The sequence below is a fragment of the Chroococcidiopsis sp. genome, assembly GCF_051657925.1.
Lineage (GTDB): Bacteria > Cyanobacteriota > Cyanobacteriia > Cyanobacteriales > Chroococcidiopsidaceae > Chroococcidiopsis.
Genome location: NZ_JBOFLP010000159.1, coordinates 1 through 13,223, shown reverse-complemented (window position 1 = coordinate 13,223; position 13,223 = coordinate 1). Strand labels below are relative to the sequence as shown.

The following is a 13,223-nucleotide window of genomic DNA, read 5'->3' as shown; positions in this document are numbered from 1 at the left end:
ATTGAGCTGCGGCTTGCCAGCGACTTTTAGTTTCATAACCACCAATGTAACCGATGGTGATGGGCAGCATGGAAAGCATACAGGGTGTGAGACTAGTCAGCAACCCTGCTGTAAAGATAATACCTATGCTGACCCAGCCCAAATGAGATAACTGCTCGGCGACTAAGAGATCGGCAAATTGTTCGAGTTTGTAGAGCTGAGTTTGAATGGTTTCCAGCATGGACAGCTACGTGATGGAATGCTGACTATGCTTGCATTTTAGCTTAATTCATGCCTTTTCCTGGCGCTAGAGGCGATCGCACGACTGGAAAAAACGCTGGCATACCACAATTTTTGCGATTATTTAGACGATCGTTAGATTGTTTTTACAGTTTTGATGCATCTAGTTACAACAGTCAGAATCTCTTGCTGTTTTGCTGAATAATTGACTCTGACTTATTTTATTTTACAAATTGTAATTAAATCTAAATACATCCCTAGTGAATATTCCGTAAAGTTGCGGATGTACAGCAGATGTACGGAGGAATAATCTATTGGTTAGCCTTTACGATACATAGTTTCTTAATAAAAAATTTATGAATCATGACTTTAGATTGTTTAACACACTTGATTTTGACTAACTAAAAATAATTTAGTCAAGCAACGTTATGAGTCAACAAAAACTCAATTACAATTTCAAATACGAGCTAGATATGTATTTATTCATGGTTCTGATTTCAGCAATTCTCTTCACCATTGGCGGTGTATTCATGAAGCTATCTGAAGGGTTATCTCAGCCTATTCCTACCTTATTGGTATACATCTTCTTTATTGCTGGAGCTAGTATACAGACTGTTGCCATGCGTAAGGCTACGCTAGGAGTAACATATATTGTCGTACTAGGATTAGAATCAATCCTAGCAGTTTTATTTGGGGTTGTTTTATTTCAAGAAAGTTTGTCTTACATCAATGTCATTGGTGTCAGTTTTATTGTTGCTGGCATGGGTTTTTTACAAGGTAAAGAATAGAGATTTTAAACAAACCGCTCTTGTTTTCGCTCTTGAAAAGGTACAATTTCTGCTTCGCTACTTTCTCGGGCGACACGAATTAGCAATCCAGCAATAATTAAACTTGTCATCATTGAATTTCCACCATAACTCATGAGTGGAAAGGGTAAACCTGTAGTTGGTAGCGCTCCTGTCGCTACACCAATATTAAGTAAAGATTGCCCTACCATCAATATCATTGCCCCGATCGCAACTAATCTAAAAACTGGATTGCGGGCATTAAACGCTACAAGTAAAGCCAGAGTTGCATAAACCATCAACATTAATAATAGTAAAAGGCAACCAACAAAGCCGAACTCTTCAGCAAAAATAGCGAAAATGAAATCGGTATATTGAATTGGCAAATAAAATAACTTTTGTTGTGATAAGCCAAATCCCTTACCCCAAATTCCACCGGAACCAATAGCAATTAAACTTTGTACTAATTGATATCCATGTCCTGATGCATCTTGCCAAGGATTACGGTACAACATCAATCGCTTCATTTGGTATGGTCGCAGCATTGCACTCAGCGCCGCAGTTCCAACTCCTAATAATGCCGCAGGTACTAAGTAAAGATAGGGTACGGCAGCTGCTAGCGCTACTAACCATATACTCATACCACACAGAGCTGTCATACTCAGATTTGGCTGTAGTAAAATCCCCCCTAGCATCAAAATAAAAATTAATACCCAGAGAATACGATTTCCTGGGCTAATTTGATGCCATCTACCAAAAATCTTCGCACTTTGGAGGACTAAAAATGGCTTGATTAATTCCGATGGTTGAATTGCTATAATCCTCAGATTCAGCCAGCGCATAGCACCATTCACTTTTATTCCCATTCCAGGAACGAAAATCAAAAATAGTAATCCTAGTAAAATCAGAAAGAACCAATGGGAGACATTTAAGATTCTTTTAAGCGGGGAATGGATGACGTAGTTAAATCCTAATAATCCAATAAATATCCATGCCAGTTGACGCTTGACATAGTAAAAACCATCTCCCATAGTTTCGCCTTCGACATAGGAAGCAGAAAAGAGAACCGCTAATCCGATGAATAACCAGAGAAAGGTCATCCAATGCAGTAATCTTGGCAGGATTGCCCATTGGGAAACAGGAGGGAAGAAAAAGGTGACGATCCGACGTAGCAGCTTCACGACAGCTATGGTTGTGTGAGGACAGTAGGAGTATAGCGGATGTTTTTGCAAAAGGGGCGATCGCGCTTTCGATCCGATACATATGTATAAAACTAGTAGGGGCGCACAATGGTGCGCCCCTACTAATTGAAACTTATGAAGAAAGCTGCAATTACAGCAAACCGGTGTTCATTCCAGGCTTTCCAGTAGCTAATTGTACCTTCACAATTTTGCCACCCATTTTCATGATCCGTTGCTGCTCGCGGAACCAGTTGTCGTAAGGAACCAGTTTGGTGAAATAGGTATTTTGTAGTTCGCGCTGCGTCCGAATCCGAGTTTGGCTGGGGACGCAAGCTGTTACCTTAAACATCCGCATCGTTCAAAATCTCCTGTAAAGAATGTAGAAAATTTTTGATGTCAACTTATTCGAGTGCTTGTCAGTGCTGTAACGTTCTTACCAAATTAGCACTCTATTTATTTACTACCCTTAATTCTCCCATAAGTTTCACTGCTATTCGAGAGCGCCAGGTAGATTTTCTCAAAAACTTTTTAATGACTTGACGTGTAATTTTCCCCAGTTAACAGCAATTCCTGACAACTCTGTACAGATGTTACATGTAACGTCTCTGTTAACTGAATTAATCGAAGGCTGGGAGTAAATCGTCAATACTAAAGCGCGATCGCTTATACTCTCACCACTGAGTCAGACAGGCGATAGAACGTTCTAGCACTCACGACCGACTCCCAGACTTGATTTAGACGATTGCCTTAGTAGCCTGCGATCGCAGCTACTACTTTAAAGATCCAACTCTTAGCTCAAGCCAGAGCAGATGTAGTCGAAGTATACACCCATTTCCTTACCAGCGTCGGGACCAGTCAAGCTAGCGGTGACTTCTTTCATCGCTTGGATAGCTTGTACGGTAGCGCCTACGGGTACGCCGAGGGAGTTGTAGGTTTCCTTCAAACCGTTGAGTACGCGCTCGTCGAGGATGGAAGGATCGCCAGCCAACATTGCGTAGGTGGAATAGCGGAGGTAGTAGTCGAGGTCGCGAATGCAAGCAGCATAGCGGCGAGTGGTGTACATGTTACCACCTGGGCGGGTGATATCAGAATACAGCAGGGACTTAGCTACAGCTTCCTTAACGATCGCAGCAGCATTAGCAGCGATGGTGGTAGCAGCACGAACTCGCAGTTCGCCACTTTGGAAGTAGCCTTTTAGCTTTTCCATAGCAGCGGTGTCCAAGTACTTACCTTGAACGTCTGAAGTGTTGATTACAGAGGTAATTGCGTCTTGCATTTCTTTGCTTCCTTATGTCACACGTAAAAAGATCGACAAGTAGAGAGCAAACGCTCTACTGCATAGCTCCGACGAGGTAATCGAAGTAAGAACCAGCTTCGCCAGCGTCTTCACCAGACATCATTGAGGTAGCTACGTTCTTCATAGCGCGAACGCCTTCTGCTACTGCTTCGATGGGTGTACCGAGGGATTTGTACATTTCGCGCACGCCAACAATCCCGATTTCTTCAATGGGAGTAACGTCGCCAGCTACAACTCCGTAGGTGATCAGGCGGAGGTAGTAGTCTAGGTCGCGCAAGCAGGTAGCGGTCATTTCTTGACCGTAAGCATTTCCACCAGGAGAAACAACGTCAGGGCGCTTCTGGAACAATTGGTCGCCAGCTTGCTTCACGATCCGCTCGCGGTTGTCGGTCAAAGCTTGAGCGATGCGCAGACGGCGTTCGCCGCTGGTAACAAAGCTTTTGATCCGATCGAGTTCGCCAGGGCTGAGGTAGCGAGCTTCTGCGTCGGCATTCACGATAGACTTCGTGACGATACTCATTTAACTGATTCCTCCAAAAAAATGAAACCAGGTTTATATATAACTGGTGTAATCGTGGGGGTGACTGAGTGCCACTTCTGGATTTTACCGTAACCCAACAGCTTGTAGGCTATCAGAGTTATTTCGCTTCGCAGAAGACTTGCGCGATCGCATCTACACAAGTTGTTAATCTCAGTTACCTACCGCAAATATTTTGCGGCATTGCGTTCATCTTCTGATTCAGCTCTTAACAGTTTGTAACATTCTCTTTCAGAATTCAGAATTGGGACTGGAAAGAGGGGCTGGGGGCTAGGGATTGCAATTAAACTTTGCAATTCTTCGCAAACAGAACAAGCTCCCCCCAAATCCCCCTTAGAAAGGGGGACTTGTGGATCTAGTTCGCCCCAAAAAGGGAGACTTATGGATCTCGTTCCACTTTTGTGAAGCAGTGAAGGAACTTTACAGTTCTGATTCCCCCTTTTTAAGGGGGGATAGGGGGGATCTTCCCGTGTCAATTACCGCTGCCCGAACGACTGCGCTAACAACGAAGGAGATAGATCGGACCAAGACTGCTTCACTAAGTCAGCCGCAGCCTTAACGCTACCCAGATAGTTACCAGCAGGGAGAGACGGATAGCGACGGTACGGCACTACGTCTTCACCGAAGTACTGGGCATACTCTGGACTCTCCACCATTGCGTCTACAGCCACTTTTAATCCGCCCTCAGACAATAGTTTGTTGTACTGTCTGATTTCGCCCTGAGTTGCAGGTGCGCGTCCCAATAGGTGTCTGAATAGGAATTCAATTACCTTGGTGTTGGGATAGGGGGTGTAGAAGCGACGACAGTAAATTTCGGAGCTAGCCAAAGTACGGATAAATTCGCGCACCGAGATTTCACCGTTACGCAGTTTGCTCTCCAAGTCAGAACGGCGGAAGTAGCTAGGTACTTGACCGCTGAATACATCCATGACTTGACAGTAAATCGCGTTGATAACTTGAGCAGTTTCCCCTTGGTTGGCTCCCTGTGTCATGCGGTAGATCCGCGCAGGTTTGCGGCGAGTCGTACCCACACCAACTTCTACAGATTGTCCGCGTCCGTCGTTGTAAGAGCGACCGAGTTCGATAAATAGCGGCTTGCTCTTGTCAACCTGCCGTGCTTTAGCTGCCATATCCGCGATCGCTTTTGCCATTAATGGCATATTTTCTGTTGCCATGCGCGGTTGTACTGGCTCGAAGCTGGGAACGACGATATCATCGTTCTGCTTCGTCAGCTGGTTGTATAGCTTCTCAGTATTCGGGAAGTTAGCTGCTGGCAAGGTGGGGAAGCGACGGTAAGGCACGTAGTATTCGCCAAAGGTCTGAGCGTATTCCGCACTGTTAACCATTGCCCCAATAAAGGCGCGTAAACCTTGAGTTGCGAGGATTTGGTTGTACTTGCGGATTTCGGCTTGGTCGATGGGGGCGCGTCCTAAGAAATGCTTGGTTCCCTGCTCGATGACCTTGGTGTTGGGATAAGGAGCGTAAAACTCTTTGAGATATAAGTTTGAATTTCCTAACCCTTCGATAAATTCCTTAACAGTAATTTCACCATTGCCTAATTTGCTCTCTAGGGCGGTGAATTCGTTTTGGGCGATGTAGGGTTCGATGTCGCGCTCGAAGATTTGACGGTAAGCAGCACGGATAATCGTTTGTACGGCTACTTTGTCGCTGTTTTCTTCTAGCTTGAAGATCTTCGTTTGTTCCCGCTGCTTGGTAACACCTTGAGCCACGCGAGTCTGAATATCTGGCTGCGTCCGCATTTCGGTAACAGCACCCAGTTCGACAAAGCGGGGGGTTTCTTCCTTATCGACTCTTGCGCCGACATCTTCACGAATGCTACCAGTACGCAGCGATCGCAGTGCTTGACCTTGGGGTGTCAGATAACGCTCGTATGGTACGGTATCTTCCCCAAAAGCTTCGCCGTATTCCGGGCTGTCGATAATTGCGTCTACTAGAGCGTAGAAGCCCTTCTTCGAGCAAATATCGAAGTATTTGTTGTTTTCTTGTCTGCCATAAGTTGGACGACCCAACAGACGGCGGTGAATGTATTCGATCGCCTTACAGACATAGAATGGTGTCCAATACAGCTTGCGGAATAGATCCGATTTAGCTAAGGCGCGGATAAATTCCCGTAGCGAAATTTCACCGTTTTCCAGTTTAATTTCAGCTACCTTCAACCGCTGTCCTTCGTACACATCCCGTCCGAATACTTGTAGGTAAGCGGCGCGGATCACGGCTTGAGTCGAACTTTCCGAGAATCTAACGCTAGAAGTTGTAGGAGATTTTCTCCCACCCGTTGCTGGAATTTGATCCAAGCGGAAGACTTTCGCGCCCAAAGTGCCAGGGAATTCACCCCGCGCTCTCGGGTTGCTGTTTTGGTTATTGATACCTGGTCCTTGGTGGATCAAGATCCGCTTAGTATCCTTACCAAAAGGTGCAGGGCTGCTGCTAGGGTTGCGAGTTTCTTTCGGGAAGATTGCCCCAAACTGAATTTCTAACGGATCGTTACCGGAACCATACGGATGTTGGTCGGGTAGCGGTCTATTGTACGCCGCAAATGTCGTGATGAATTGCGGTACTTTGCGGAAGGGGGCGCTGTAATTGAGCAGGTCTTGTTGTGGACCCCAGTTACGACACTCTTGCGCTTCTTGACCCAGACCGCGAATATAAGGTACGGTTTCTTCCCCGAAGTAGTCGGAGTATTCCTGAGAATCTACCAGCGCGTCTATCAGTGCTGATAAGCCACCGTTAGAAACAATCGAGAAATATTTCTGAACTTCTTCGCGAGAACTCGGACCCCGACCCAAAATGTGACGAAAAGCTAATTCCAGGGCGCGGCTGTTGATGAATGGCTCGTAAAATTGCTTGCGATACAGGGGCGATTTTGCTAAGCGGCGAATAAACTCTTTCATGGAAATATCGCCGTTCTTCACTTGAGATTCCAAGTAAGAAATCGACTGGCTGTAAGCGCGGGTAATATCGCGCTCGAAGACTTGGCGATAAGCAGCTTTAACAATATCGTTCTTTTCCCCTGCCGATAGCCCTGGCTTCATCGCATACTTGGGTCGTCTTTCTGCCGCATTAAAGTAGATTTGTGGCAGTTGTAACCCTTGCTGGTCGGACGAAGGACGCTGACGCAGTTTATTAGAAGGTGTAGGGGCTTTAAATTCTGTAATCAATACGTCCATGTACTGAGCAACAATATTTGCTGCTTCAGGATTCTGGCGGAAATAAGACAGCGCCGATGCCCGCATTTCTTGCAATGCGACAATGGTTGCTTCGCCAGAACAGGCGTTTTCAATGATCTCCCGCAGACCCCGCACGTTGACGGAGATAATATTTGGATCGCCAGCTACGATCGCATACGTTGCATAACGTAAAAACCACGACAGGTCCCGCAGGGATTTTTGCATATTCCCAGGACCGTAGCGGGCGACGTTGATGGGGCGAAAACCAGGAGGTGTAGGACCACCGCCACCACCACCAGGACTAGCACTAAAAAGCGATCGCAATCCCTCTAAGAAACCGCCGCCCCGACTCTCAACGTAGGTGACAGTTCCTAGCTTCATGCCTTCCTTGACATCCGGCACAGTTGCTGCCATCGCCATTTCTGTTTCTCTGGGTTTTTCCAGATAAGCCATTGGCGAACCACCGACAAAGATGCGGTTAGCGGCACGGGATACAATAATCTCAGAATTTTTTGTTAAAGTTTCAGCAATTTCTAGCCGCTTATTGCCAGAGGCGAAATAGTTGGCTAACTCGTCCAGTTCGCCCCGCCCTAAAAAGCGGTCTTGCTGTTCGGCTTGGGAAATGGTTGCGACTGCTAGCGTTTGATATAGTTGCGGACGTGCAACTGAGCTTCCACCACTTGCCTTAACACTCATTAGATTTCTTAAGCTCCCATCAATAATCGTTACTGTGTTAAGTCTGACCAGGGTGTGAATGAATTCACGTTTGTTTATTTTAGGTTTTTCCCTCCCCAGAAAGGGAATTTTTCTTCACTTATATGAGGTGACGATCGCCTGAAATCAACCTGGTCAGCTTTTAGATTAGAACGTTTTGGACTCTTTACACCGCTATATTAAGAAGTGTGTAGTTTTCTCAATCTCAATGCCGTTGAATGTAGTCTTGCTTACAACATAAGTACTGAGAAAAATTATAAGTTTTGCAACAAATACTGAAGTTATGTGAGAGGCGATCGCCGACTTGAGAGTTGAGGGTGGGGTGGCGATCGCATTAGCTTACAGTTTGAGCTATCCAAATACTTCGTCTACTGTTATTCGCAGATCGGCTACTAAGTCAGGAACGGGTAGCACTTGAATCGGTTCTTGCAACAGTTGCGGTTGCTGTGCCAAAGGGTAAACTAAAAGCGATCGCTCGTCAGGATCGACTAGCCATCCCATTTGGCTACTATGACTCAGACAATGCAAAATATTCCCAGTTACCTTTTTTGAATAATTCGTCCGTCAATATACTCGCTAGCTAGTTTTGTTTCTGGTAGCTTTAGAAACTCTTCTAAAGTCAGTTTTTCTACTACTACCTGTGCCACGCTTTGTTCCTAATCACAGCAATTTAAGTTAATCATAAGATGTGTGAGAGAGCGATCGCCAATTGTAATTAAATCTCCTTAAAAGAGGCAATCGCATTTTTGGCATAGATCGAAAGTAGCCAACAAAGTGACTCAGTAATGACTCGCTCTATCTACTACGATTCAAAAAATAGAGTTAAAAGCAAATCAATGAGTTCGATCATTTTCGATGACATCATAAAAGCAAGTGGTTTATCCGAACGTGAATTCTTCATAGAAATTGTTCTTATGGTTTTTCAGCAAGACAAAATTAGTTTGGGGAAAGCTAGTGAATTGCTGGGAATGCATCGAATGCAGTTTCAAAAATTGCTGGCAGATCGAAATTTATATGTTCACTACGACGTAGCCGAATTTCAGGAAGATCTCAAAACGTTGCAGGAAATGAGTTAGTAATGACGGTTGTGAGTAACACCTCTCCTATCTTAAATCTGGTAATAGCCAATTGTTTACAGATATTTTAAATGCAGCAGATGAAATAGAAGATAGTTAGGATTTAGCGATCGCCAAGTAATTAAACCGATCGCTCCACAGCGCGATCGCAAAATCCGATATACTTCCCTAAAAGCGAGCGCATTTTTGGCACAGAGCGAAAGTAGCCGATAGCTTGAAACTTACAGAACTACACAAGCTAAATCTGCTTGTACAGATTAAAATAATTTTATAGAGATACGATATTTTCCATGTCTGTATTTACAGAACTAAAAACTAAAGACATGAATACACAACTGGTCGAATCACTTATACAAGTAATTTTGTCACTTTCACCGGAAGAAAGAAAATTGTTAGAAACAAAACTATTTTGGGATTCTTCTGAACCTAACACCCATGAGATTGTGAAACTCGCTCAAACTGGAGGAGCTTTCGATTTCTTAGCAGATGAGCCAGACTTATACTCGCTTAAAGATGGAGAGCCTATATAGTGAGTTTAACAAAGGGCGATATAGTCCTGGCTCCGTTTCCGTTTACAGATTTGCAGCAGACAAAATTACGTCCTGCTATAGTAATATGGGCAGACTCTAATAATCAAGACGCTACCCTATGTTTTATTTCATCGCAGAGTCTTTCTAATTTAGGTATTGGGGAGTTTGTCATTGATTCTTCAGATTCAGAATTCGCGGGTACTGGATTAAAGGTAAGTTCTAAAGTCAGAGTAACTCGAATTGTTACCCTTGAACGTAGGTTAATTACAAGGCGATTAGGCAAATTAGGAAGCAATCAAATTCAGCAATTAAATACTGCTATGATTCAAGCTTTTCAGCTTACATGAAAGTGCTGGCTTCTAGAGATTAAGCGCGATCGCAAAATCCGATATACTTCCCTAAAAGCGATAACTTCGTTCAGCTTCGCTAACGCGTTTTTGATACATATTAAAAGTAGCCGCAAGTTGAAACCTACGGCTACACAAACGAGCTTATTCTTTAATACCAAAATGCTTATATAGCATTTTCCTTAGTACATCACTACTACGCTTTACAAAATTCTCCTCAGACTCATCTACTTGTGGTTCACCAATTTGGTCACTCAATTCGGACAGAAAAGCATCGTTTTGAACTAAACTAGATACCTGTTCTGAAAACTTTTGTTCTTCATTAGGCTTGAAAAACGGTGATGTAATTGCGCTAATTGAAATAGCTAAAGAAGATTGAATATTAGCCAGAGATATGTTTGATGCTGGTAAACTCTGGTCTGATGACTCTCTAGCGTTATCCATAAAATCTTTAAAGCTGCTCATTTTTTATCCTTACCTTCATTTTTGTAATTTTTATAGTAAGCACGAATTATCTCTTCCATTGCTGAGATAACTAGTTCAATAATTTGACGTTTTGCTTGCTCAGGTAAAATATTCCATAGTTGCAAGACTAGAGAAGTTAACCATGATAACCAATTAAAGATAAACCACATACTTTTTTTTCAAGTGCATGAGAACAAACTAAATGTGCCTATCCATAGTGTTCCCCAAACTTATTAGAGTCAATCATTGTTGAATGTAAAGTATGTAATTTCTGTATTTGTTATCACTTTTGTCTAGGCGATCGCCTCGCCCCATTGATCCGCCCAATAGTACCTACTACACTACATTGCGTCAAACCTTCAAAGCATTAGATCTGGATTGCTGAACTTCACAACACGTAGCCCATAGTGCTGAAATTAGAATAGTAATCAAGCAATTTGAAGCGTGCTGGGTTCGGGAATGGATTCACCTTCTGCTTGCCAAGCTTCCAAATACATTTCAATTACTTCTTCACCACTACGAATTGCTTCCTCGCGTATTTTACCATGAGTAAAAGGCATAACAACGCGATCGCTAAATTCTAGAATCGTGACTAGAAACAGCCAGTTTTCATCCAACTATTATTTATTACTTAAGTGAGTAGCATTCACTCATGAGTAGCTTCGCTAAGAGCTTTATGAATAACTTCATCACTTACACCGTGACGTTTTAGACTAGTAATTAATGCAGAAACCGTATTACCTTCCAAACGCTCAAGATCTACTCGAAGTCCCTGACCAATATATGCTCGAATTAAGGGTTGATAACCAGAAAATCCGAGTAGTGGAGCTAAACGTTTTAAATCGTCCACTACATCTTCAGGAATACGAATGGTAATAGTAGTCATGGGGCGATTCTTATCTAATCGTTTCTTCAAAGTTTCAGTTTTCATAGTGTTCGCGCTCCTTGCGCGTTGCTTTCCGAGCTGAAATAATCCGAATTATGTTGTTTCGCTCGAACTCAATATGAACCACATATAAAAGATTCCATCGACTATCCATGCCAATAATTGCATCCCGCGCTTCATCATTGCGACTGGCATCCATCACAACTAAAAACGGATCGAAGAAGGCTTCTGCGGCTTGCTGAAATGTTATTCCATTATGCTTGCTGAAATTATTTTGAGCTTTTTCCTCATTCCATACAAAGGTAATGCCATTCAGCACGAAGTAGGTGTCCATGCCTCATAGTGTAAATATACCGTATTTACATTGTCAATACAATATTAGTGGGACTGTATGTAATTAACCTATTTGCTTAAATAAAAATGCTCAATCTACAGTGAATATCTGAGAGACACTAGCAACTGAATCTCTAGAAAAACCTATGGCATCACGCACTAATAAAACGTTGTCTGGTGTGTTTGACAGTTCGCCGCGATACATCACCAATCCTCACGCGGTAGAGACATATATTGCATTTTTTCCATCACTGGGTCTAACTCTGAAGACTCCCGACAGCAGACAACAGCTTTACTTGAACTACATTTTCACTTTTAAACTCTTGACTTTTAACTTTTGACTTGCTTAGCACCTGTAACCCGTCTTCCGCTACACTACATTGATGCTGCCCTCATAGCCCTTCCATGTCAGATTCCCAAAGCATTAGTGCTGCTGTCGCTAAACTCTACGATACATATCCCTTTCCCCCAGAACCGCTACTCGACGAACCACCCCCAGGCTATAACTGGCGCTGGAATTGGCTAGCCGCCTATAGCTTCTGTACCGGACAAAAACCGCAAAAACAAGATATCCGCATTCTCGATGCTGGCTGCGGTACTGGGGTAGGAACTGAATACTTAGTTCACCTCAACCCTAAAGCCCAAGTTGTCGGAATCGATTTAAGTGCGGGTGCTTTAGCTGTGGCGCGGGAACGCTGTCAGCGTTCGGGTGCAAATCGCGTTGAATTCCATCACCTGAGTTTGTACGACGCGGAACAGTTACCAGGAGAATTCGATTTAATTAACTGCGTGGGAGTGCTGCACCACTTACCAGATCCGATCCGCGGGATTCAAGCCATTGCATCTAAACTAGCCCCAGGCGGAATCATGCACATTTTCGTGTATGGGGAAATAGGGCGCTGGGAAATCAAATTAATGCAGCAGGCGATCGCACTCCTGCAAAATGACAAACAGGGCGATTACCGCGATGGCGTACAAATTGGTAGAAAACTATTTGCCTCTTTACCAGAAAACAATCGTCTTGTCAAACGCGAAAAAGAACGTTGGGCGATGGAAAATCAGCGAGATGAATGTTTTGCAGATATGTACGTTCATCCGCAAGAGATTGACTACAATATTGATACTTTATTCGATTTAATTGACGCTTCGGGATTGACTTTCTTGGGCTTTTCTAATCCCAATTTCTGGCAAATAGAGCGACTTTTGGGCAAAGATCCGGCATTAATGGAAAGAACTAACGGATTGAGCGATCGCGCCAAATATCGTTTAATCGAACTATTAGATCCAGAAGTCACCCATTACGAATTTTTCTTAGGTCGTCCACCGCTACCGCAAGCCGATTGGTCGTCAGATGCAGCCCTACTCGCCGCCATTCCCGAACTAAATCCTTGTATAGATGGCTTTCCGAGTCACTGCTTATTTAACTACGACTACCAAATAGTTAACTTAACAGAATCAGAACTGGAATTTCTACAGGCTTGCGATCGAAAGTTAACAGTAGGTGAAATTTTGGCTAACCTAGAGTTGGGCTTAGAAGGAGTGCGATCGCTCCTTTCCCAACAACTAATCGTACTTTCGCCTGGTTAACTCTTTTTTAAGTATTGTTACCGCAACGTGGTATGATTCTACGTGGCTCATTAGAGTCGAAACATTAGCGTCAGCGT

Annotated in this window: 17 protein-coding genes; 5 read left to right on the top strand and 12 right to left on the bottom strand. The window is 43.7% G+C overall.

From position 1 onward, the window contains the following. A partial coding sequence (locus ACRC32_RS13210) for a cytochrome c biogenesis protein CcdA (protein ID WP_438554403.1) occupies positions 1-220 on the bottom strand: 220 nt, incomplete at its 3' end. A 427-nt stretch (positions 221-647) separates the two neighbouring features. Between ACRC32_RS13210 and ACRC32_RS13205 the strand changes: the two genes are divergently transcribed. After that, the gene (locus ACRC32_RS13205) at positions 648-1,007 is read left to right on the top strand and encodes a DMT family transporter (RefSeq protein ID WP_438554402.1); all 360 of its coding nucleotides are present in this window, start codon (positions 648-650) and stop codon (positions 1,005-1,007) included. Between the two features lie 5 nt (positions 1,008-1,012). On the opposite strand, the gene ACRC32_RS13200 is transcribed toward ACRC32_RS13205, so the two are convergent. From ACRC32_RS13200 to ACRC32_RS13175, 6 genes are all read right to left on the bottom strand, one after another. Then, entirely contained in the window at positions 1,013-2,185 is a 1,173-nt protein-coding gene (locus ACRC32_RS13200) for an FtsW/RodA/SpoVE family cell cycle protein (RefSeq protein WP_438554401.1), read from the bottom strand. A gap of 151 nt (positions 2,186-2,336) precedes the next feature. Further along, the gene (locus tag ACRC32_RS13195) at positions 2,337-2,540 is read right to left on the bottom strand and encodes a phycobilisome linker polypeptide (protein WP_015156258.1); all 204 of its coding nucleotides are present in this window, start codon (positions 2,538-2,540) and stop codon (positions 2,337-2,339) included. 435 nt (positions 2,541-2,975) lie between these two features. Beyond that, positions 2,976-3,461, bottom strand: a complete 486-nt coding sequence (gene apcB, locus ACRC32_RS13190) for an allophycocyanin subunit beta (RefSeq protein WP_015156257.1) — start codon at positions 3,459-3,461, stop codon at positions 2,976-2,978. Positions 3,462-3,516: 55 nt separating this feature from the next. Further along, entirely contained in the window at positions 3,517-4,002 is a 486-nt protein-coding gene (gene apcA, locus ACRC32_RS13185; RefSeq protein WP_015156256.1) for an allophycocyanin subunit alpha, read from the bottom strand. 494 nt (positions 4,003-4,496) lie between these two features. Continuing rightward, positions 4,497-7,904: a phycobilisome rod-core linker polypeptide gene (locus ACRC32_RS13180; protein ID WP_438554400.1), complete on the bottom strand. Its 3,408-nt coding sequence runs from the start codon at positions 7,902-7,904 to the stop codon at positions 4,497-4,499. Between the two features lie 369 nt (positions 7,905-8,273). Further along, positions 8,274-8,423, bottom strand: coding sequence for a hypothetical protein (locus ACRC32_RS13175; protein WP_438554399.1), 150 nt, complete (start codon positions 8,421-8,423; stop codon positions 8,274-8,276). Positions 8,424-8,758: 335 nt separating this feature from the next. On the opposite strand from ACRC32_RS13175, the gene ACRC32_RS13170 reads away from it, so the two are divergent. From ACRC32_RS13170 to ACRC32_RS13160, 3 genes are all read left to right on the top strand, one after another. Beyond that, positions 8,759-8,998, top strand: a complete 240-nt coding sequence (locus ACRC32_RS13170; RefSeq protein ID WP_438554398.1) for a UPF0175 family protein — start codon at positions 8,759-8,761, stop codon at positions 8,996-8,998. A gap of 290 nt (positions 8,999-9,288) precedes the next feature. Further along, a complete protein-coding gene (locus ACRC32_RS13165) occupies positions 9,289-9,528 on the top strand; it encodes a hypothetical protein (protein WP_438554397.1) in 240 nt (79 codons plus the stop codon). Beyond that, the gene (locus ACRC32_RS13160) at positions 9,528-9,875 is read left to right on the top strand and encodes a type II toxin-antitoxin system PemK/MazF family toxin (RefSeq protein WP_438554396.1); all 348 of its coding nucleotides are present in this window, start codon (positions 9,528-9,530) and stop codon (positions 9,873-9,875) included. Before ACRC32_RS13165 ends, ACRC32_RS13160 begins: the two co-directional genes overlap by 1 nt. 144 nt (positions 9,876-10,019) lie before the next feature. Here the strand turns inward: ACRC32_RS13160 and ACRC32_RS13155 are convergent, their stop codons facing one another. The 5 genes from ACRC32_RS13155 to ACRC32_RS13135 form a co-directional block, all read right to left on the bottom strand. Next, entirely contained in the window at positions 10,020-10,340 is a 321-nt protein-coding gene (locus tag ACRC32_RS13155) for a hypothetical protein (RefSeq protein WP_438554395.1), read from the bottom strand. Next, complete coding sequence (locus ACRC32_RS13150; RefSeq protein WP_438554394.1) at positions 10,337-10,510, bottom strand: hypothetical protein; 174 nt, start codon at positions 10,508-10,510, stop codon at positions 10,337-10,339. The genes ACRC32_RS13155 and ACRC32_RS13150 overlap by 4 nt, the downstream gene beginning before the upstream one ends. Before the next feature lie 258 nt (positions 10,511-10,768). After that, the gene (locus ACRC32_RS13145) at positions 10,769-10,957 is read right to left on the bottom strand and encodes a type II toxin-antitoxin system HicB family antitoxin (protein ID WP_438554393.1); all 189 of its coding nucleotides are present in this window, start codon (positions 10,955-10,957) and stop codon (positions 10,769-10,771) included. A gap of 29 nt (positions 10,958-10,986) precedes the next feature. Next, entirely contained in the window at positions 10,987-11,271 is a 285-nt protein-coding gene (locus tag ACRC32_RS13140; protein WP_438554392.1) for a hypothetical protein, read from the bottom strand. Then, complete coding sequence (locus tag ACRC32_RS13135) at positions 11,261-11,560, bottom strand: BrnT family toxin (RefSeq protein ID WP_438554391.1); 300 nt, start codon at positions 11,558-11,560, stop codon at positions 11,261-11,263. Before ACRC32_RS13135 ends, ACRC32_RS13140 begins: the two co-directional genes overlap by 11 nt. A gap of 404 nt (positions 11,561-11,964) precedes the next feature. Between ACRC32_RS13135 and ACRC32_RS13130 the strand changes: the two genes are divergently transcribed. After that, a complete protein-coding gene (locus tag ACRC32_RS13130; RefSeq protein WP_438554390.1) occupies positions 11,965-13,146 on the top strand; it encodes a class I SAM-dependent methyltransferase in 1,182 nt (393 codons plus the stop codon). Positions 13,147-13,223 lie beyond the last annotated feature (77 nt).

What these genes read in the sequence shown, in the direction of transcription:
- ACRC32_RS13180 (WP_438554400.1), bottom strand. Translation starts at nt 7,904, where the DNA reads ATGAGTGTTAAGGCAAGTGGTGGAAGCTCAGTTGCACGTCCGCAACTA.
- ACRC32_RS13165 (WP_438554397.1), top strand. Translation starts at nt 9,289, where the DNA reads ATGTCTGTATTTACAGAACTAAAAACTAAAGACATGAATACACAACTG.
- apcA (WP_015156256.1), bottom strand. Translation starts at nt 4,002, where the DNA reads ATGAGTATCGTCACGAAGTCTATCGTGAATGCCGACGCAGAAGCTCGC.
- ACRC32_RS13195 (WP_015156258.1), bottom strand. Translation starts at nt 2,540, where the DNA reads ATGCGGATGTTTAAGGTAACAGCTTGCGTCCCCAGCCAAACTCGGATT.
- ACRC32_RS13155 (WP_438554395.1), bottom strand. Translation starts at nt 10,340, where the DNA reads ATGAGCAGCTTTAAAGATTTTATGGATAACGCTAGAGAGTCATCAGAC.
- ACRC32_RS13135 (WP_438554391.1), bottom strand. Translation starts at nt 11,560, where the DNA reads ATGGACACCTACTTCGTGCTGAATGGCATTACCTTTGTATGGAATGAG.
- ACRC32_RS13150 (WP_438554394.1), bottom strand. Translation starts at nt 10,510, where the DNA reads ATGTGGTTTATCTTTAATTGGTTATCATGGTTAACTTCTCTAGTCTTG.
- ACRC32_RS13140 (WP_438554392.1), bottom strand. Translation starts at nt 11,271, where the DNA reads ATGAAAACTGAAACTTTGAAGAAACGATTAGATAAGAATCGCCCCATG.
- ACRC32_RS13175 (WP_438554399.1), bottom strand. Translation starts at nt 8,423, where the DNA reads ATGGGATGGCTAGTCGATCCTGACGAGCGATCGCTTTTAGTTTACCCT.
- apcB (WP_015156257.1), bottom strand. Translation starts at nt 3,461, where the DNA reads ATGCAAGACGCAATTACCTCTGTAATCAACACTTCAGACGTTCAAGGT.
- ACRC32_RS13130 (WP_438554390.1), top strand. Translation starts at nt 11,965, where the DNA reads ATGTCAGATTCCCAAAGCATTAGTGCTGCTGTCGCTAAACTCTACGAT.
- ACRC32_RS13205 (WP_438554402.1), top strand. Translation starts at nt 648, where the DNA reads ATGAGTCAACAAAAACTCAATTACAATTTCAAATACGAGCTAGATATG.
- ACRC32_RS13170 (WP_438554398.1), top strand. Translation starts at nt 8,759, where the DNA reads ATGAGTTCGATCATTTTCGATGACATCATAAAAGCAAGTGGTTTATCC.